Origin of the sequence: Flavobacterium qiangtangense (genome assembly GCF_042658345.1) — a bacterium.
In the GTDB taxonomy this organism is placed as follows: domain Bacteria; phylum Bacteroidota; class Bacteroidia; order Flavobacteriales; family Flavobacteriaceae; genus Flavobacterium; species Flavobacterium qiangtangense.
Genome location: NZ_JBHSQB010000004.1, coordinates 21,088 through 40,564, shown reverse-complemented (window position 1 = coordinate 40,564; position 19,477 = coordinate 21,088). Strand labels below are relative to the sequence as shown.

General features: G+C 36.4%; 16 protein-coding genes. 1 reads left to right on the top strand and 15 read right to left on the bottom strand.

Annotated elements, in window-relative coordinates; genetic code table 11:
- Positions 1–6: 6 nt before the first annotated feature.
- The 9 genes from hisIE to ACFPVY_RS03220 all read right to left on the bottom strand — a co-directional run bounded on the left by hisIE (position 7) and on the right by ACFPVY_RS03220 (position 7,510).
- Entirely contained in the window at positions 7–600 is a 594-nt protein-coding gene (gene hisIE, locus ACFPVY_RS03260; protein ID WP_379790308.1) for a bifunctional phosphoribosyl-AMP cyclohydrolase/phosphoribosyl-ATP diphosphatase HisIE, read from the bottom strand.
- Positions 597–1,352, bottom strand: a complete 756-nt coding sequence (gene hisF / locus ACFPVY_RS03255) for an imidazole glycerol phosphate synthase subunit HisF (protein WP_379790307.1) — start codon at positions 1,350–1,352, stop codon at positions 597–599. The genes hisIE and hisF overlap by 4 nt, the downstream gene beginning before the upstream one ends.
- The gene (gene hisA, locus ACFPVY_RS03250) at positions 1,349–2,074 is read right to left on the bottom strand and encodes a 1-(5-phosphoribosyl)-5-[(5-phosphoribosylamino)methylideneamino]imidazole-4-carboxamide isomerase (protein ID WP_379790306.1); all 726 of its coding nucleotides are present in this window, start codon (positions 2,072–2,074) and stop codon (positions 1,349–1,351) included. The genes hisF and hisA overlap by 4 nt, the downstream gene beginning before the upstream one ends.
- Complete coding sequence (gene hisH / locus ACFPVY_RS03245) at positions 2,071–2,658, bottom strand: imidazole glycerol phosphate synthase subunit HisH (RefSeq protein WP_379790305.1); 588 nt, start codon at positions 2,656–2,658, stop codon at positions 2,071–2,073. The genes hisA and hisH overlap by 4 nt, the downstream gene beginning before the upstream one ends.
- Positions 2,655–3,797 (bottom strand): bifunctional histidinol-phosphatase/imidazoleglycerol-phosphate dehydratase HisB, encoded by a 1,143-nt coding sequence (gene hisB, locus ACFPVY_RS03240; RefSeq protein ID WP_379790304.1) that lies wholly within the window; start codon positions 3,795–3,797, stop codon positions 2,655–2,657. Before hisB ends, hisH begins: the two co-directional genes overlap by 4 nt.
- Positions 3,794–4,837 carry a histidinol-phosphate transaminase gene (gene hisC, locus ACFPVY_RS03235; protein ID WP_379790303.1) on the bottom strand — a complete coding sequence of 348 codons (1,044 nt, stop codon included), beginning with the start codon at positions 4,835–4,837 and terminating at the stop codon, positions 3,794–3,796. The genes hisB and hisC overlap by 4 nt, the downstream gene beginning before the upstream one ends.
- A complete protein-coding gene (gene hisD, locus ACFPVY_RS03230; protein ID WP_379790301.1) occupies positions 4,834–6,129 on the bottom strand; it encodes a histidinol dehydrogenase in 1,296 nt (431 codons plus the stop codon). The genes hisC and hisD overlap by 4 nt, the downstream gene beginning before the upstream one ends.
- Positions 6,130–6,144: 15 nt before the next feature.
- Entirely contained in the window at positions 6,145–7,002 is an 858-nt protein-coding gene (gene hisG, locus ACFPVY_RS03225; protein WP_379790300.1) for an ATP phosphoribosyltransferase, read from the bottom strand.
- Positions 7,003–7,294: 292 nt separating this feature from the next.
- Positions 7,295–7,510 carry a hypothetical protein gene (locus ACFPVY_RS03220; protein ID WP_379790299.1) on the bottom strand — a complete coding sequence of 72 codons (216 nt, stop codon included), beginning with the start codon at positions 7,508–7,510 and terminating at the stop codon, positions 7,295–7,297.
- A gap of 274 nt (positions 7,511–7,784) precedes the next feature.
- Here ACFPVY_RS03220 and ACFPVY_RS03215 point away from each other — a divergent pair, with 274 nt between their 5' ends.
- Entirely contained in the window at positions 7,785–9,164 is a 1,380-nt protein-coding gene (locus ACFPVY_RS03215; protein WP_379790298.1) for an exonuclease domain-containing protein, read from the top strand.
- A 59-nt stretch (positions 9,165–9,223) separates the two neighbouring features.
- On the opposite strand, the gene ACFPVY_RS03210 is transcribed toward ACFPVY_RS03215, so the two are convergent.
- The 6 genes from ACFPVY_RS03210 to ACFPVY_RS03185 all read right to left on the bottom strand — a co-directional run bounded on the left by ACFPVY_RS03210 (position 9,224) and on the right by ACFPVY_RS03185 (position 19,250).
- The gene (locus ACFPVY_RS03210) at positions 9,224–10,642 is read right to left on the bottom strand and encodes an MFS transporter (RefSeq protein ID WP_379790297.1); all 1,419 of its coding nucleotides are present in this window, start codon (positions 10,640–10,642) and stop codon (positions 9,224–9,226) included.
- Between the two features lie 234 nt (positions 10,643–10,876).
- The gene (locus tag ACFPVY_RS03205; RefSeq protein ID WP_379790296.1) at positions 10,877–12,316 is read right to left on the bottom strand and encodes a TolC family protein; all 1,440 of its coding nucleotides are present in this window, start codon (positions 12,314–12,316) and stop codon (positions 10,877–10,879) included.
- Positions 12,309–15,476, bottom strand: coding sequence for an efflux RND transporter permease subunit (locus ACFPVY_RS03200; protein ID WP_379790295.1), 3,168 nt, complete (start codon positions 15,474–15,476; stop codon positions 12,309–12,311). The genes ACFPVY_RS03205 and ACFPVY_RS03200 overlap by 8 nt, the downstream gene beginning before the upstream one ends.
- A 24-nt stretch (positions 15,477–15,500) precedes the next feature.
- Complete coding sequence (locus ACFPVY_RS03195; RefSeq protein ID WP_379790294.1) at positions 15,501–16,580, bottom strand: efflux RND transporter periplasmic adaptor subunit; 1,080 nt, start codon at positions 16,578–16,580, stop codon at positions 15,501–15,503.
- Between the two features lie 174 nt (positions 16,581–16,754).
- Positions 16,755–17,144, bottom strand: a complete 390-nt coding sequence (locus tag ACFPVY_RS03190) for a hypothetical protein (protein WP_379790293.1) — start codon at positions 17,142–17,144, stop codon at positions 16,755–16,757.
- Positions 17,145–17,315: 171 nt separating this feature from the next.
- The gene (locus ACFPVY_RS03185) at positions 17,316–19,250 is read right to left on the bottom strand and encodes an amino acid permease (RefSeq protein WP_379790292.1); all 1,935 of its coding nucleotides are present in this window, start codon (positions 19,248–19,250) and stop codon (positions 17,316–17,318) included.
- Between the last annotated feature and the right edge of the window lie 227 nt (positions 19,251–19,477).

The following is a 19,477-nucleotide window of genomic DNA, read 5'->3' as shown; positions in this document are numbered from 1 at the left end:
GTAAAATTACTTGCGAGATTTAAGAACTTTTTCTACATCTTGTAATCTAAATCCCTTTGCCTGGAGCAATATCAAATAGTGAAAAAGCAAATCTGCACTTTCATTTAAAAATAAATTGTCATCATTATCTTTCGCCTCAATTACAACTTCCACGGCTTCTTCGCCCACTTTTTGAGCAATTTTATTGATGCCTTTTTCAAACAGCGAAGCCACATAACTTTTTTCCGTAGGATTTTTTTTTCGGTCTTCAATTGTTTGTTCCAATTCAGATAAAAATCCATAAGAAGCTTCATTTTTTTCATTCCAGCAAGTATCGCTTCCGGTGTGGCAAACGTTTCCAAATGGATTTACTTTTATCAACAGCGAATCATTATCACAGTCAATTTTGATGTCCACAACTTCCAAGAAATTCCCGCTTTCTTCGCCCTTTGTCCAAAGCCGGTTTTTACTTCTGCTAAAAAAAGTCACTTTATTTAATTCTAAAGTTTTTGCATAAGCTTCTTCATTCAAATAACCCAGCATCAGTACATTTTTGGTTTCAAAATCCTGAATAATCGCAGGAACCAAACCGTCTTTATTTTTATTAAAATCTATTTTCATAATCGTATTGCTATATTTTTTTGCGTTAATTCTCTTTTCAAATCCATAATTTTTATTTCTCCAAAATGGAAAACACTCGCCGCCAAAGCCGCATCTGCCATTCCAATCGTGAAAACATCAGCAAAATCACTAATTTTCCCCGCACCGCCAGAAGCAATTATCGGCACATTTACGGTTTGTGAAAGTTGGCGAAGCGCTTCATTTGCAAAGCCATTTTTTGTGCCGTCGTTGTCCATCGAAGTGAACAAAATTTCACCCGCACCAAGATTTTCAGCTTCTTTTGCCCAATCGAATAAATCCAAATCGGTGGACAGTTTTCCTCCAACCAAATGCACTTTCCAAAAACCATTGATTTCTTTCGCATCAATCGCCACGACAATACATTGGCTTCCAAAATGTAATGCCAAATCAGAAATCAGCTTCGGATTTTTAACCGCCGAAGAATTGATAGAAACTTTGTCAGCGCCATTTTTCAGAAGCATTTCAACATCCTGCAACGACGAAATTCCACCGCCGACAGTAAACGGAATATTGATTTCTTTTGCTACTTCACGAACCAAATTTCCTAATGTTTTTCGCCTTTCTTCCGTAGCTGAAATATCTAGAAAAACCAATTCGTCCGCACCATTTTCAGAATAATTATAAGCCAATTCCACAGGATTTCCAGCATCTCTCAAATCTAAAAAATTGACGCCTTTCACGGTTCTTCCGTCTTTAATATCAAGACACGGAATGATTCTTTTCGTAATCATATTTTGTTAATTATAAAGTTTTGCAATTGCTTCAAGCTTATTTTTCCTTCATAAATCGCTTTCCCGATGATCACGCCTTCGCAACCCAAAAGCTGTAATTTTGGTAATTCTTCAAAGCTTGAAACACCGCCCGAAGCAATCAGATTTATATCAGGAAAAGCGGCCACTATTTTTTCATAAAGCGAAAAAGAAGGTCCTTCAAGCATCCCGTCTTTTGAAATATCAGTGCAGATTATAGTTTCGATTCCAAAGTTTTGATACTTTTTAATAAAAGGAAGCAAATCTAAATCAGAAGTTTCCTGCCAACCCGAAATGGCAATTTTTTCGTTATCAACATCAGCTCCCAAAATAATTTTAGAGCCATATTTTGAAATCCATTCTTGAAATAAATCTGGATTTTTGACCGCAATACTTCCTCCCGTGATTTGACTGGCGCCAGAATTAAAAGCAATTTCCAAATCTGCATTTGTTTTTAGGCCACCGCCAAAATCAATTTTGAGGTTTGTATTTTCAGAAATTTGTTCCAAAATTTTATAATTCACAATTTGCCCAGATTTTGCTCCGTCAAGATCCACCAAATGCAAATATTGGATGCCATTTGCTTCAAATTCCTTTGCAATTTCCAACGGTTTTTCATTGTAAATTTTCTTGGTGGCATAATTGCCTTTGGTCAATCTGACGCACTTTCCGTCAATGATATCAATAGCTGGAATGATTCTCATAATTCAATTTTTAAAAAGTTCCCAAGTATTTTTTCTCCCGTTTTACCGCTTTTTTCAGGATGAAATTGAACTCCGAAGAAATTATCTTTTTGCAAAGCCGAAGCATATTCTAATCCATAATTGGTTGTGGCAATCGTATTTTCTATTTTTTCTGCGTAAAAACTATGCACCAAATACACATACTCTTTTTCAGAAATTCCATCAAACAATGGCGACTGAAGATTGTAAATCGTGTTCCAACCCATTTGCGGAATTTTATGGTCAGCCGGAAATTTCTTGACAGCAACATCAAAAATTCCCAAACCAATCGTATTTCCTTCTTCAGAAGAATTGCAAAGCAGCTGCATTCCAAGGCAGATTCCCAAAACCGGCTGTTTCAAACTCGGAATAATTTGGTCTAAACCGCTTTCGCGTAATTTTTTCATAGCCGAATTCGCCGCACCAACTCCTGGAAAAATAACTTTGTCGGCGCTCAAAATAAATTCAGGATCAGCACTTAAAATTCCTTCAAAACCCAACCGATTCAAGGCAAATAGAACGCTTTGCACATTTCCTGCGCCATAATCTATAATTGCAATTTTCATAACATTCCTTTTGTTGATGGCAAAATCATTTTCTCGGTGTCGCGTTTTACCGCCATTTTGATTGCTTTGGCGAACGCCTTAAAAATTGCTTCGATTTTGTGGTGTTCGTTGGTGCCTTCGGCCTTGATATTTAAGTTGGCTTTGGCTCCGTCGCTGAACGATTTGAAAAAGTGGTAGAACATTTCTGTCGGCATTTTTCCAATCATTTCTCGCTTGAAATCGGCTTCCCAAACAAGCCAATTTCTTCCTCCAAAATCTAATGCAACTTGCGCCAAACAATCGTCCATCGGAAGACAAAAACCATAACGTTCAATGCCTAATTTGTCACTTAAAGCTTTTGCAAAAACTTCGCCCAAAGCAATTGCCGTGTCTTCAATCGTGTGGTGTTCATCAACTTCCAAATCACCTTTTACGCTGATACTCAAATCCATTTGTCCGTGTCTGGCGAGCTGGTCAAGCATGTGGTCAAAGAATGAAATTCCGGTAGAAATGTTGCTTTTTCCAGTTCCGTCTAAATTAATTTCGATGGAAATATCAGTTTCATTTGTCTTTCTTTCAATAGAAGCGACACGTTCCTGAAGCTTTAAAAATTCGTAAATTTTTTTCCAATTTAAAGGTTTTAAAGCGATAGTTTCTTCCAATTCTAAAGCCGTAAAAAGTGTTTCTGTTCGACCTAAATTTTCATCGCCATTCAAGAAAATAGCTTTAGATTTCAGATTTTTAGCCAAAGCCACATCGGTAAATCGATCGCCGATTACAAAGGAATTTTCCAAGTCATAATCTGGATTTTTGATGTATTTTCCAAGCATTCCAAGTCCAGGTTTTCTTGTTTCAAGATTTTCGTAAGGAAAACTTCGATCGATCAAAATGTCTTTGAAAATAATTCCTTCGTTTTCAAAAGCTTTTATAATTAAATTCTGGCAAGGCCAAAAAGTAGCTTCCGGAAAGCTGTCGGTTCCCAAACCATCTTGATTGGTAATCATAACCAATTCAAAATCAAGCTCTTTGCTTATTTTGGATAAATAATAAAAAACTTCGGGATAAAATTCTAATTTGTTTAAGTCATCTAATTGATAATCAGAAGGTTCTTTGACCAAAGTTCCGTCGCGATCAATGAATAATATTTTTTGATTTTTCATAATGATTTCAGTGTTTCAAGCAATTGTTGGTTTTCATTCTCAGTTCCAATTGTAATTCTCAGGCAGTTTTCGCATAATTCTTGACCAGATCGATTCCGAACCACAATGCCTTTTTTCAATAGTTGGTCGTACCGTTTTTTAGAATTATCGACTTTGATCAAAATAAAATTTGCATCTGAATTGTAAATTTTTTCGATGAATTGTATTGTATTTAAAGCAACAATCATTTTTTTTCTTTCTGATAAAATCACTTCGATTTCTTGCAAAACAGCATCATAATTTTCAATTCGTTCCAAAGCTTTTTCTTGCGACATTTTGTTGATATTGTAAGGTGGTTTTATTTTGTCTAAAACGCTAATGATTTCTGGATTTGCGTATAAAATTCCCAAGCGAATTCCGGCCAAACCATACGCTTTTGATAATGTCTGAAGTATAATTAAATTCGGAAATTCATCTATTTTTTTCAACCAACTTTCTTTACTAGAAAAATCAATATAAGCTTCGTCAATTACGATTAATCCCGAAAAATTTTTTAGCAAAATTTCAATTTTATCTTCCGAAAAAGTATTCCCTGTCGGATTATTTGGCGAACATAGAAACAAGATTTTTGTGGTTTCATCTGTAGCTCTTAAAATCAAATCCACGTTTGGCTCAAAATCATTTTGCAACACAATTTCTTTGTTTTCAATCGCATTCAAATTGGCCAAAACGCTGTACATTCCATAAGTTGGTGGTAAAGTAATTACCGAATCTTGATTTGGTTCGCAGAAAGCTCTGAAAAGCAAATCCAGTAATTCATCGCTTCCGTTGCCAAGAATTATTTGATTTTCCCGAATATCTTTCAATTCAGAAAGTACTTTTTTTAGGTTTTTCTGCTTCGGATCTGGATAACGGTTCAGTCCATTTTCAAACGGATTTTCATTCGCGTCCAAAAAAATTAAATCGCTTTCAAAATCCTTGAATTCGTCACGAGCAGAAGAATAAGATTCCATTGCCCGAACATTTTTTCTGACTAATTTATTGATGTCAAAAGTTTTCATTTCGTTGCATTTTGAAGTTCATTTAATCGCAAAGTCACCGCATTTTTGTGTGCTTGCAAACCTTCGGCTTCAGCCATAATTTCAATCGCTTTTCCGATATTTTGGATTCCTTCGGAAGTAATTTTTTGGAAAGTCATTGATTTTAAAAAACTATCCAGATTTACGCCTTCATAATTTTTTGCAAAACCATTTGTGGGCAAGGTGTGATTGGTTCCCGAAGCATAGTCTCCGGCACTTTCTGGCGCATAATTTCCGATGAAAACCGAACCTGCATTTTGGATTCCGTTGATGAAAAAGTTTTCGTTTTTAGCACAAATTATAAAATGTTCTGGCGCATATTCGTTGATTAATTCCAAAGCAATTTCATCGGTTTGAACCAAAATTAATTTGGAATTAGCAATCGCTTTTTGGGCAATTTCAAGGCGTGGCAAAACTTTGATCTGCTTCTTAATTTCAACAGAAACAGTATCGATAATTTGTTGCGAAGTGGAAACTAAAATCACTTGGCTGTCGCTTCCGTGCTCAGCTTGGCTTAATAAATCGGCGGCTACAAAACTTGGGTTTGCCGATTCATCGGCGAAAACCAAAAGTTCTGAAGGTCCGGCAGGCATATCGATTGCGACTCCGAATTTTGTAGCAAATTGCTTGGCAACAGTCACGAATTGGTTTCCTGGACCAAATATTTTATACACTTTTTCAATCGTTTCTGTTCCAAAAGTCATTGCGGCAATTGCCTGAATTCCTCCGATTTTTAAAATTTTCGTTACACCACACAATGATGCTGCATACAAAATTGCTGGATTTATTTTCCCAGATTTGTCAGGCGGCGAACACAACGTAATTTCTTGACAACCGGCAATTTTTGCAGGAATCGCAAGCATTAAAACTGTCGAAAAAAGTGGCGCCGAACCGCCCGGAATGTACAATCCGATTTTTTGGATCGCTCTTTTTTCTTTCCAGCAAAAAACGCCTTTTGTAGTTTCTACTTCAATTTTTTCTGTTTTTTGAGCTTCGTGAAAGCGTTCGATATTTGATTTGGCCAAACTAATTGCACTTTTCAATTCACTCGGAATTTGGTCAATGGCTTCAGCTATTTCTTCCTTTGAAACTTCAAAAGATTTTAGATTTACGCCGTCAAATAAATTGCTGTATTTTGAAACTGCAACATCGCTTTTTGCTTGAATTTCCTTAAAAATGGAAGCCACAGTTTGTTCGATATCTTCATAAAAATTTGTTGGTCTTTTTACTAAATCTGTCCACGTTCTTTTGTCTGGATTTTTGATGCTTTTCATTGTATTTCTTTAAAATTATAAAACCATTTTTTCAATTGGGCAAACCAAAATCCCTTCGGCGCCAGCTTCTTTTAATTGGTCGATTACTTCCCAAAATTGATTTTCATTGATGACAGAATGCAGACTGCTCCAGCCTTTTTCAGCCAATGGCATTACCGTGGGACTTTTTAAAACAGGAAGAATTTTGCTGATGCTTTCTATCTTTTCATTGGGAACATTCATCAAAATATATTTTGAATTCCGAGCTTTTAAAACCGATTGAATTCTGAATTGGAGCTTGTTTAAAATCAATTGATTTTCTGCAGCAATTTGGTCGGAAACGGCAAGAACGGCTTCACTTTTTAAAATTACGGCCACTTCTTTCAGATTGTTTTTAAACAAAGTGCTTCCGCTGGAAACGATATCAACTATCGCGTCAGAAAGACCGATATTCGGAGCAATTTCTACTGAACCAGAAATCTGGTGCAATTCGACGTTGATATTTTTTGATAGGAAAAAGTCTAAAACTGTTTTGGGATAAGAAGTCGCGATTCGCATTCCTTCTAAATCTTCCAAAGTAGAAAAAGGAAAAGTTTTTGGAACAGCAACCGAAACTTTGCACTTAGAAAAGCCCAATTTTTCGATGATTTTAATGTCGTTCCCTTTCTCTACTAAAAGATTGTCGCCAACAATGGCAATGTCCACGACGCCGTCAATAAGGTATTGCGGAATGTCAGCATTTCGAAGAAATAAAACTTCGAGAGGAAAATTTGAAGCTTGCGCTTTTAGTTGCTCGTTTCCATTTTCTATCGAAATACCGCAGTCTTTCAGGATTTTCAGGCTGTCTTCGTTGAGTCTTCCTGATTTTTGGATTGCTAATTTTAAGGTGCTCATTTTTTTAAGATTTTGAATGAGTACACCAAATTTTTACAAATAAAAAACCCGTTTGATGTACTCAAACGGGTTTAGAATATGATGAATTACTTACATACCATTAACACTTCGCTTGAGCGGAGAAATGGATATGATGATGTAATTGATTTGTAAACATGATTTTTATTTGAAACAAATGTAGTTTAAAAATCTATTCAAAAACTATTTTTTTGAATAGATTAACGTTGCAATTTTAAAATTTAATTTTTGTTTAAAAAATAATCTAGAAAAATTTCATCAGATTAATTGAATTTCAAACCTCTAAACTTCCGTCGCGAAAACCGTTCAAAATTTTTCGCATATAAAACAATCGCTCTTTTTCAGAATAGTTGTAAATATAAAAAGCTTGTTGAACAATCTCGAAATTTAATACATTTCTCAGACCGCAACTGTATCCATAATGGTACATTTCTTCAGTCATATTTTTTGGCCGGTTCATCAAAACTTCTTTTAGTTTTTCAAATTTCATTTACACGTTTTTAATATATTATTAAATTTGAAGGACAATAAAAAAGAGACGCAAATGGCTCACGTCTCTTTTTACTTCAATAATTTATATAGTACAAGCCCCCCGACTCGCTGACGCAATTTCTAAAATTCTTTAAAAACTACGCTTATATAGTTCTCACATGGAGTTACATAATTTGGGTATTAGATTTTTTACTTTTGCTAAAAATTTTATTTGCTTAAAGCTTGAGAAATTCGCAATATAAATTCGTGATTTACGTTATTTTTGCTGATATATGAAAAAGCAAGAATACGCAATCGTTGATATTGAAACTACCGGAGGTAATGCGCGAAATAGTCGGATGACCGAGATTGCAATAATTATTCACGATGGAATTCATGTTTTAAATCGATGGGAATCTCTTATCGATCCACAACAAAATATTCCGGCATATATTACCGCGCTTACCGGAATAAGTAACGAAACGGTATCTGGATCGCCTATTTTTGACGATATTGCGAAGACTGTTTTTGAACTTTTAGAAAACAGGATTTTTGTTGCTCATAATGTCAACTTTGATTACTCATTCGTTCACCATGAGCTTGTTGCATCTGGTTATGACTGGACTGCACGAAAACTTTGCACAGTCAGAGCATCGAGAAAAATCAAACCTGGACTGAGTTCGTATAGTCTGGGAAATCTCTGTCAATCACTATCGATTAACGTAAAAAATCGTCACCGTGCCGGAGGAGATGCCGATGCAACTGCCTTACTTTTCGCAAAACTTGTGGAATGGGATTCTGATGGTATTTTGCAAAAAATGGTCAAGAAAACCGCTCAAGACCAACAACTTCCTCCAAATTTACCTCCACAAGATTTTGAACGGCTGCCGAACTGCGCAGGCGTTTATTATTTTCATGATTCAACAGGCAAAACTGTTTATGTTGGAAAAGCAATCAATATTAAAAAACGAGTAGCCTCTCATTTTTCGGGGAATAGTAGCTCGCCACAGCGTCAAAATTTTCTTAAAGATATTTGCAGTATTTCGTTTGAAGAGTGCGCAACAGAATTGATAGCATTACTTCTTGAATGTTCAGAAATTCAAAAACTTTGGCCAACATATAATCGGGCACTCAAACGTTTTGAAGCCAAATTTGGTCTATATCATTATGAAGCAAGAAATGGTTATCGATATTTGGCCGTAGGAAAACTTTCAAAATTTCAGTCGTGCGTACAGGAATTTAACCGAGAAATTGAAGCCATGGAAGTTCTGCGACTTTTATCAAAAGATTTTGAAATAGATACCAGATTTTGCAGTTTCGGAAAGCCTATTGCTGGAGATTTCATTCGGCAGCTCTTTGACGTGGCGCTTCCAGATATGCAATCACATAATGAAAAAGTAGAGCAAGCAATTCAACAACTGAATAGCAATAATCAAACGTTTGCCATAATTGATACAGGAAGAAATCCTCAAGAAAAAAGTTGTATTTGGGTCGAAAATGGTAAGTTTTATGGAATGGGCTATATTTCAACCGACACCGTTATTTCTGATTTAACGGAGTTTAAAGAATTTGTCTCGCCTTACAAAAGCAACCATTATATCATGCAACTAATAAGCAGTTTCGTTGCTAAATATCCTCAAAAAGTTAGAATAGTTTCAGCATTAAAAAACTAAATTTGATCTGAAGATTACTCAGCTAATTACAACCAAACTTGGACACAAAAAAGCGTTTTTTAAACGTAGCCACTTCCATCGTCTTTCCCCAGTCTGCTGAAAGTCAAGCTTGAAAATATCGTAAATGCTGCCAAACAAATAAATGTGTAATGAAACGGCTGTGTGAGGTTCATTCCAATTGCATCTGATTGAAAAAAAGACAGCACTAAGCTTGCAACAGATACACCAAAGCTCACAGAAAGTTGTTGCATAATCACCAACATTGTGTTACCGCCACTTTTAGTGTTTTCGTCAAGATCAACGAGCGTGATGGTGTTCATCGCAGACATTTGTATAGAAGTGAAGAATCCATAAAAAACCATTAAAATAATGTAGTAAACAAGTGGCGTATCTCGTTCTACAAAACCTAAAATAACCAATACTAATCCGAGTAAAACGGTATTGCTAATTAATATTGTTCGATAACCTAGAGCTTTGATGATACGCACCATAAAAGGTTTTATCGCAACATTCGCCAATGCAGAAGGCAATAAAAGTAATCCGGCGGTTGACGCTGAATAACCAAAGCCAGTTTGCAACATTAATGGTAACAAAAGTGGCAATCCTCCAATTCCCAACCTTGTAATTAGGCTTCCGGCTAATCCAATTCTCAGTGTTTTTATATTGAGCAATCTTAAATCGATGATGGGCTTTTCCGTTTTCTTGTAGTGGATAAAATAAATGACTGCAAGCAGATTAAAAAGTAATAAACCGCCCAAGATTGCCATCCAATGTGTAAGACCTGTACTGATTAATTCGAGTACCATCGTTATGACGATCAATGCAAGACTAAAATACATAAGTCCTCTGAAATCAAACCTACCAACTGCTTTTTTAAAATTTGGCATGACACGTTTTGCCAGCGAAATACCAATTAGACCAATTGGAACATTTACCAAAAATATCCAATGCCAAGAAAAATTATCTGAAAGAAATCCGCCTAAACTCGGACCCACAACCATTCCCAAGAGCCCAAAAACCGTTATAAAATTCATGGTTTTTAAAAGTTCGTTTTTGGGATATTGATATAAAATTGCCAAACGTGCGATTGGAACCATCATTGAAGCACCGATTGCCTGAAGAACACGAGAAAGATTAAAAGTAAAAAGATCTACTGAAAGTGCGCAACATAGCGAACCTGCGACAAATAATCCAACGGCGATCATAAACATGTTTCTTGTTCCAAATTTGTCAGCGAGCCAACCAGAAAGCGGAATAAAAAGTGCCAAAGTCAGCGCATAAGTGACGATGACAGAATGCATTTCTGTTGGAGAATATTTCATATCTCTGGCTATAACCGGCAGTGAAGTGTTGAGAATCGTGCCGTCAAGCGATTGAATAAACATCGCCACCGCGGTGACCCAAGGTAACAATCGCGTAGCATTTTTTTCTTTCCTTTTCTTCTCTAACTTTTTTTGTTCCTTTTCTATATTTGGCATGAATTTACACTATTAACGTCTTGCTTATATAAGCCATTTTCAAAGAAGTTGATTACATCAAAGATACTTACTTATATTAAGGTAATAAAAAATCATATGTTGAGATTAATTATTCAACGATTGTTTTTACTTCAATTTACAAATTTTCAGGCGTTCAGAAAATAAAAAATGACGCCACTTTATAATGGCGTCATTTTTAACAAATTATATATTCCTTCTGTATATTAAGTTAGGTTACTTCCAGCCTCCGCCTAAATCTTTATAAACGTGAACCGCCGCATTCAGCTGCTCTTTTTTTGTTTCGACCAATTCTAATTTTGCCTCCAAGGCATCTCTTTGAGTCATCAAAACTTCAAAATAATCAACTCTTGCAGATTTAAACAAATCATTTGAAACATCGATCGATTTGTTTAAGGCCGCAACTTGCTGTGATTTTAGATCATATCCTTTTTGCAGGTTTTCAATTTTAGAAAGCTGTGTTGCAACCTCAAAATAAGCGTTCAAAACAGTACGATCATAATTGTATAAAGCTTGAAGCTGTCTTGCATTGGCACTTGAAAATTCGGCTTTAATAGCATTTCTGTTGATTAATGGCGCGGCCAAATCTCCTGCTAAGGAATACAAAAGCGATTCAGGAAATGTCAATAAATACGAAGGTTTAAACGCTTGAATTCCGAATGCTGCAGAAATATCAAGTGAAGGATAAAATTCAGCACGAGCCACTTTTACATCTAATTTTGCAGCAACTAATTCTAATTCTGCTTTTTTGATATCGGGACGATTTGCCAACAACTGCGATGGAATTCCAGAATTTACCACCGCCGGAAGCAATTCGGTAAAATTAGCATGGTCGCGTTTGATTTCTTGCGGATAACGACCTAATAAAAAGTTGATTTTATTTTCCGTTTCCTTAATTTGCTGTAAGATTTCAAACTCCAAGCTTTTTGAAGTCAACACTTCGGCTTGAAATTTCTGAACACCTAATTCTGTAGCTCTTGCCGCTTGTTTTTGCACTTTCACAATTTCCAAAGCATTGGTTTGCAAGGCAATATTTTGTTTCACGATTTCCAGTTGCGTGTCTAAAGCCAATAACTCATAGTAAGAATCAGCGACTTCGGCAATTAAACTTGTGATTACAAAATTTTTACCCTCCACGGATGCCAAATATCTGTTTACAGCCGCTTTTTTTGAATTGCGTAGTTTTTTCCAGATATCGACTTCCCAATTGGCATAAGCTCCGATGGTGTAATCTTGCAAAGGATCTGGCGTTTCGATTCCCGGTTTGATTTCGGTAGAAGCATCACCCGCACCTTGGCTCGTGTAACGACCTACTTTTTCAATTCCGGCGCCAGCACGAACACCAACTGTTGGCGATAACGCACCTTTTCGAACTCTGATATCATTTTTTGCAATTTCAATTTCCTGCAACGTGATATTTAATTCTTGATTGTTTTTCAAGGCAACATCAATCAGATCTACAAGATTTTGGTCTTTAAAAAACTCTTTCCATTTTAAGTCGGAAATATTCGTAGAATCTTTAGCTGTTCCGTTTCCAAAATTTTCTGGAACCGGAGCACTTGCATTCAATGTTGCAGTTGCTGGCGCTTTACAACCAACAATTGCAAGGCAAAGGCTCAATGCAATGATGTATTGATATAATTTGATTTTATACATGATTGTTGTCAATTTCTTCTGTTAATGGATTTTCTTCTTCATGTTTCACAAGCTTGTGTTTTTCTGCGATTTTGGCAAAAATGTAGTACAATCCCGGAATTACAAATACACCGCAAATCGTTCCGATAAGCATACCTCCTGCCGCTGCAGTTCCGATAGTTCTGTTACCAATTTTACCTGGTCCTGTCGCAAAAGCAAGCGGTAATAATCCGGCGATGAACGCAAAAGAAGTCATCAAAATTGGACGGAAACGTGCTTTTGCGCCTTCCATTGCCGCTTCAAGAACTGATTTTCCTGCAGCGTGCCTTTGGATCGCAAATTCTACAATCAATACCGCATTTTTACCTAATAAACCGATTAACATTACCATTGCAACCTGCGAATAGATATTATTTTCAAGTCCGGTTAATTTCAATAAAAGGAATGCTCCAAAAATACCCGCTGGCAAAGAAAATATTACGGATAACGGTAAAATGAAACTTTCATACTGCGCTGCAAGTACCAAATAAACAAACACCAAACAGATTAAATAAACCCAGATAGCTTGGTTTCCTTGCGCCACCTGATCGGCAGAAATACCCGCCCAATCGATGTCATAACCTCTTGGCAATTTTGCTGCAGCAACTTCTTGGATTACTTTAATTGCTGTTCCAGAACTGTAGCCCATTGCTGGTCCACCGCTGATTTCGGTAGAAGTGTACATATTATGTCTGGTAATTTCTGAAAGTCCATACACTTTTTCAAGTTTCATGAAAGCAGAATATGGCACCATTTCGTCACGGTCATTTTTTACATATAATTTCAAAATATCGTCTGGCTGTGCACGGTATTCTGGCGAAGCTTGAACAATTACTTTGTAATTAATTCCGTACTTGATGAAGCTAATTTCATAATTACTTCCCACAAGTGTTGACAGCGTATTCATGGCATTTTCAGTCGAAACTCCTTTTTGCTGCGCCAAATCATTGTCCACTTTCATCATATATTGCGGAAAACTCGCGCTGAAGAAACTGAAAACTCCGGTCAATTCAGGACGTTTTTTCAATTCTTCCACAAAATCTTTATTGACTTCTTCGAGTTTTTTAAAATCAGTCGTTCCTGTTTTGTCTAACAAACGAAGCTCAAATCCTCCTGCCGCACCATATCCTGGAACTGCCGGCGGTTGGAAAAACTCGATGTTCGCTCCTGGAATATCTTTAGATTTTTCTTCTAATTCTTTCATGATGTCCACCACAGAATTTTGTCTTTCGTCCCAATCTTTAAGATTGATCAAGCAAGTTCCAGCATTGGCTCCCGTTCCTTCAGTCAAGATTTCATAACCTGCCAAAGATGAAACTGATTTCACACCTTCGACCGTTTCGGCAATTTTCTGTAATCTTTCTGCAATTTCATTCGTTCTTTCTAATGAAGAACCTGGTGGCGTTTGGATAATTGCATAAAACATACCTTGATCCTCATTCGGTATAAATCCTGATGGAACTGTACTGCTGATCAACCAAGTTCCTGCGCAGAATCCGGCAAGAGCGATAAATGTAACTGCTTTTCTATTTATAATTTTACCTAAAACATTTTGATATTTTCCTTGGGCGAGGTCAAATTTGTTGTTAAACCAATCGATAAAACGATTTATCGGCGTTTTCTTTTTAGGTTTTCCATGCGTATTTTTCAGCATCATTGCACAAAGCGCCGGCGTCAAAGTCAAGGCCACAATACCAGATAGGATAATTGCCGTTGCCATTGTAATTGAAAATTGTCTGTAAAAAACACCAACCGGACCCGACATAAATGCTACCGGAACGAATACTGCTGCCATCAAAAACGTAATTGCGATGATCGCTCCAGCAATTTCGTGCATTGCTTTTTTGGTCGCTTTATAAGCCGAAAGATGTTCTTCTTCCATTTTAGCATGAACGGCTTCGATGACCACAATCGCATCATCGACGACGACTCCAATGGCCAAAACCAAGGCAAAAAGTGTAATCAAGTTCAATGAAATGTCAAAAAATTGCATGAAAAGAAAAGTTCCTACTAATGAAACCGGAACCGCAATTGCCGGAATTACCGTAGATCTCCAGTCTCCCAAGAAAAGGAAAACGACTAATCCTACCAAGATAAAGGCTTCGACCAAAGTGTGAATTACTTTTTCAATGGAAGCATCCAAGAATTTTGAAACGTCATACGAAATTTCATAATCCATACCTTTTGGAAATTTCTTTTTGATGGTTTCTAATTTTGCTTTTACATCGCCAATTACTTGGTTCGCGTTACTTCCGAAGGATTGCTTTAAGACAATCGCAGCCGAAGGTTTTCCGTTCAAATTAGAATAAATGTCATACATCGAACTTCCAAATTCTACTTTGGCAACGTCTTTCAAACGCAAAAGTTCTCCGTTGGCATTTGACCGAACTACGATATTTTCATATTGTTCTTTAGTAGTAAATCTTCCAGAATATTTTAAAACATACTCAAATGCTTGCGAGCGTTTTCCTGAACTTTCGCCTGTTTTTCCTGGAGAAGCTTCCAAACTTTGGCTAGATAATGCTTCCATTACTTCATCCGTAGAAATTTTATAAGCCAACATTCTATCGGGTTTCAACCAAATTCGCATCGCATATTCTCTGGTTCCCAAAATATCTCCAGAACCAACTCCATTGACCCTTTTTAATTCAGAAAGCACGTTGATATCGGCATAATTGTAAAGAAACTTCATGTCGGTATTTTTGTCCTTGCTGTAAAGATTCACATACATCAACATACTCGGAACCTCGCGCGTGATTTTCACACCTTCACGAATTACCAACGGAGGCAATTTATTGGTGACGGAAGCCACACGGTTTTGAACGTTGATCGCCGCTAAATTGGGATCTGTACCTAAATTAAATACGATTTGGATACTCGCTTCACCGTCATTTCCGGCATCAGAAGTCATGTATTTCATCCCAGGAACTCCGTTTAAAGCTCTTTCCAAAGGAATAATTACCGATTTAATCATCAATTCTCCGTTAGAACCCGGATAATCTACCGTCACATTGACAATTGGAGGTGAAATGGACGGAAATTGCGTGATCGGCAAATTCATCACCGACAATACGCCTAAAAACACAATAACAAGCGATATAACTATCGAAAGAACAGGTCTTTGAATAAATTTATTAAACATCTTTTTATTTTTTATGAGTTAGACCTATTCTGCTTTTAGACGCAAATGATTTAGCACTTCTTGTGGTGCTTGATACTCATATTTGATCTTGTCATTTTCTTTGACTTTCTGAACGCCTTCTAATAAAATTTTATCGTTTTCAGAAAGGCCACTGCTGATCACATATAAGTCTGGAAGTTCGCCAGTTGTAGTGATTTCTTTTGAAGAAACTACTCCGTCTTTATCCACCACAAAAACATATTTTTTATCTTGGATTTCGTAAGTAGCTTTCTGCGGAATTATAATCGCATTCTTAAGCGGAACCATCATTTGAACTTGGCCCGTTTCACCATTTCTAAGCAATTTATCAGTATTTGGGAATCTCGCTCTGAAGGCAATATTTCCGGTTTCATTGTTAAATTCACTTTCGATAACTTCCACAATACCTTGCTCTTTAAAAGTCTGTCCGTCAGCTAAAACCAAATTAATTTTTGTAGTTGCGCGATCTTTTACATTTGTTTGATATTGCAAATATTCTGGTTCAGAAACGTTAAAATAGGCAAACATCTGGCTGTTATCAGAAAGGCTTGTCAGTAATTCTCCTTCGTCAATAAGGCTTCCGATTTTTAAAGGAATTCTATCGATTGTTCCTGCAAAAGGTGCTCTAATTTCAGTAAACGATAAATGCAATTTCGCCAAGGCTACTTCAGCTCTTGCTGCTTGAACTTTTGCCTGAGCAACGGCCTGTTCGTTTCGAGAAACCACATTTTTATCAGCTAAAATTTTGGTATTTTGCAACTCGATTTCCGATGCTTTTTGTTCGGCTTGCGCTTTTAATAATTCTGCCTCATAGAACTTTGGCATAATTTTAAATAAAAGTTGTCCAGCTTTTACAAACTGACCTTCATCAACATAAATTTCTTGTAAAAACCCTTTTTCTTGGGCACGAATTTCAATGTTTCGAACAGATTTGATCTGCGACACATACTCTTTTGTAAAAGTGGTATCAATTTTTACAGGATTAGTCACTGCAAATTTTTCAACTTCTTCTTTTTCTTCTTTTTTAGTTGTGCAACTTACAAGGCACAACAAGGCTAAAACGCCCGTTAAAACGACTTTTTTCATCAGGATATAAGAATGGAATTTAAGCGATTGAATGCTTGGAATGCAATGATTCCGTTAGATGTAAATAAACATCAGAAGCCATAAAATGCAGATCCGCCTTACCAGAAAAGTAAAATAAATACAATAAAAGGATAGACATGATCGCGCGCTAGGCAACCAGATGCATGTCGTTTATCACAACCTCAATACCCTTTGGGTAATATAAATTGGATTTGATTGGCCACAAAATGGCGCGAAGATTTTAAAATTCTTATGCGATTGATTAATAAGTAATTGGCAAGCAAGAGTCAAATACCAATTAGTTAAATCGCTATAATTACTTGTGAAAATTTTTGTTGGAAGTTCCCCATCAATATCAGTACCAGAATGATCCTCGTCTCCACCTAAATCGGCTTCCTCGATTAACGAATTTCCAGAATCATGATTTGTGATCTTTGCATGATATTTTTTACCAAAGCTCTGCGAAGTAGGATTATAAACTTGGTGTGTTGCTGCAATAAGATGTTGCCCTCCGCCAAAGAGGAACAAACAAATAAATAAGAAAAGTACAGCTAGCTTTTTCATTTGGGGTCAAAAGTAAATAAAATATTAAGAGAAAAAAATATTTTTTGCTATGCTTTAACAAGTAATATTAACTAAAACGTTGTAGCTTTTTCGAAAAATTGAAATTTATTTTTAATTTCTTGAAAAAAGCCATCTAAAAATGTTTAGACAGCTTTTTTTATAACCTAAGTTTTACTCTTGAATCAAATTCAATTTGCTGTTTTTTCGGCTGTAGCCAAAATAAATTGCAAGACCTATTAACAACCAAATAAAGAAATAAATCCAGTTCCAGACGCTTAATTCGGCCATCATATATAGACAGCAAACCAAGCCTAAAAGCGGAATTAGCGATAAATTCTGTCTCCACGACCAAACTGTCAATCCGATTAAAACTATTAAGAAAATATACATTGGAATTTTGTGTTTGAATAATGAAAAGCCCGTTTCATATTTCAATGATTTATCAATTGGAAGCGATTCTACCACTTCTATATATTTATCTTCATTATTATGGTATTCGCTTAGAATTTGCTCTAAATCGCTGGTTTTATTTGTAAAAACATTTTCCTTGTCATTGGCAATTAAAAACTGGTACACTTCAGCCGTTTGCTCTTTGTTTAGAGAGGTTACGATAGAAGCCGGTTCATTGACTTGCGGTGCATTATTTACGAAATTCATCGTGTTTTCTTTGTTGTAAGCAAAAGAATAAACTAGACCGGCAATTAATAAAACGGGAACAATATATTTTGAATTGATGTAAGGCGTTTTAAATTTCCCACGCGGAATATTTGGCTTGTTTTGCAACACTAAAACTCCGGCGCAAACTAATACAAATGCAAACAAAGTTCCGATACTGCACAAATCGGTTACCATTGTCAAGTTTAAAAATAACGCAGGAATTGCCACTACAAATCCGGTTACAATCGTGGCAAATGAAGGCGTCTTGAATCTTGGGTGAACCGTAGAAAATTTCTTCGGAAGCAAACCGTCACGGCTCATGCTCATCCAAATTCTTGGCTGTCCCATTTGAAAGACCAACAGTACGCTCGCCATAGCAACCACGGCACTTACCGCAATAATTCCCGACATCCATTTTAAGTCCAAAGCATCAAAAACAAATGCCAATGGATCACCAACATTTAATAATTTATAGTTTACCATTCCGGTTAAAACCAAGGCAATTGCAATGTATAAAATGGTACAGATAATAATCGCCCACATCATTCCTTTTGGTAAATCTTTCTGCGGATCTTTACATTCTTCGGCAGTTGTGGAAATAGCGTCAAACCCGATATACGCAAAGAAAACAGCTGAAACTCCTTTTAAAACGCCTCCTACTCCATTTGGCGCAAACGGGTCCCAATTGTCAGTATCTACGTAGAAAACTCCAACAGCGATAACCAATAATATGATACACAATTTGACAACAACCATCAAGTTGCTGGCATTTCGAGATTCTTTCATTCCTCTGTAAACCAGCGCGGTAATCAATACAATAATAAACAAAGCTGGCAAATCTGCTACAAAATGAAACGAACCAATTACAGGCGAAGTCGTCCAAGCGGTGTACGCATCTTGCAAACTTGCGTCTAAATTTTCAAAGGATTTTCCGCCTTGCATTAAAGCTGTCGCGTCTGTAAATCCGTTTGAAGCGGTCAAATAATCCATCTGAATCCACTGCGGGAGATGAATTCCGCCACTTTCAAGCAATCCTGTAAAATAATCGCTCCAGGAAATGGCGACGGTAATGTTTCCAATGGCGTATTCCATAATTAATGCCCAGCCAATTATCCAAGCGATTAATTCGCCAAAAGCTACGTAAGAATAAGTGTAAGCGCTTCCTGAAACTGGAACCATCGAAGCAAATTCCGCGTAAGCGAAAGCGGCAAAACTACAAGCCAAAGCGGTGAATAAGAATAAGAAAATTACGGCAGGACCTCCGTCAGAGCTTGCTTTTCCTATTGTGCTGAAAATTCCGGCACCAACGATAGCCGCAATCCCAAAAGCCGTTAAATCTCTCGCCGTTAAATGTTTACCTAAAGAATTATGTCCGTCAGCTTCATTTTTTTCAACTTGTCTTAAAATATCTTGAACTGTTTTTTTTCTGAATAAATTTGAAAAACTCATAAGTTGACGTACGTATTTGATTAACCGTGTGAAGAATCGTTTTTTGTGTATAGTTTTTAACTAAAAACAAATATATAAAACCAAACTTAATTATATGATTTATGAAAAAGAAAATTGATAAAAGTAAGAAATCAGTAATATTAATTCTACAAAATTATGTAATTATCAGATAATCACTTTTAATAGTTTTAAACTATCACAAAATAAATATTTATAATTAATTCTTA

What these genes read in the sequence shown, in the direction of transcription:
- hisIE (WP_379790308.1), bottom strand. Translation starts at nt 600, where the DNA reads ATGAAAATAGATTTTAATAAAAATAAAGACGGTTTGGTTCCTGCGATT.
- hisF (WP_379790307.1), bottom strand. Translation starts at nt 1,352, where the DNA reads ATGATTACGAAAAGAATCATTCCGTGTCTTGATATTAAAGACGGAAGA.
- hisA (WP_379790306.1), bottom strand. Translation starts at nt 2,074, where the DNA reads ATGAGAATCATTCCAGCTATTGATATCATTGACGGAAAGTGCGTCAGA.
- hisH (WP_379790305.1), bottom strand. Translation starts at nt 2,658, where the DNA reads ATGAAAATTGCAATTATAGATTATGGCGCAGGAAATGTGCAAAGCGTT.
- hisB (WP_379790304.1), bottom strand. Translation starts at nt 3,797, where the DNA reads ATGAAAAATCAAAAAATATTATTCATTGATCGCGACGGAACTTTGGTC.
- hisC (WP_379790303.1), bottom strand. Translation starts at nt 4,837, where the DNA reads ATGAAAACTTTTGACATCAATAAATTAGTCAGAAAAAATGTTCGGGCA.
- hisD (WP_379790301.1), bottom strand. Translation starts at nt 6,129, where the DNA reads ATGAAAAGCATCAAAAATCCAGACAAAAGAACGTGGACAGATTTAGTA.
- hisG (WP_379790300.1), bottom strand. Translation starts at nt 7,002, where the DNA reads ATGAGCACCTTAAAATTAGCAATCCAAAAATCAGGAAGACTCAACGAA.
- ACFPVY_RS03220 (WP_379790299.1), bottom strand. Translation starts at nt 7,510, where the DNA reads ATGAAATTTGAAAAACTAAAAGAAGTTTTGATGAACCGGCCAAAAAAT.
- ACFPVY_RS03215 (WP_379790298.1), top strand. Translation starts at nt 7,785, where the DNA reads ATGAAAAAGCAAGAATACGCAATCGTTGATATTGAAACTACCGGAGGT.
- ACFPVY_RS03210 (WP_379790297.1), bottom strand. Translation starts at nt 10,642, where the DNA reads ATGCCAAATATAGAAAAGGAACAAAAAAAGTTAGAGAAGAAAAGGAAA.
- ACFPVY_RS03205 (WP_379790296.1), bottom strand. Translation starts at nt 12,316, where the DNA reads ATGTATAAAATCAAATTATATCAATACATCATTGCATTGAGCCTTTGC.
- ACFPVY_RS03200 (WP_379790295.1), bottom strand. Translation starts at nt 15,476, where the DNA reads ATGTTTAATAAATTTATTCAAAGACCTGTTCTTTCGATAGTTATATCG.
- ACFPVY_RS03195 (WP_379790294.1), bottom strand. Translation starts at nt 16,580, where the DNA reads ATGAAAAAAGTCGTTTTAACGGGCGTTTTAGCCTTGTTGTGCCTTGTA.
- ACFPVY_RS03190 (WP_379790293.1), bottom strand. Translation starts at nt 17,144, where the DNA reads ATGAAAAAGCTAGCTGTACTTTTCTTATTTATTTGTTTGTTCCTCTTT.
- ACFPVY_RS03185 (WP_379790292.1), bottom strand. Translation starts at nt 19,250, where the DNA reads ATGAGTTTTTCAAATTTATTCAGAAAAAAAACAGTTCAAGATATTTTA.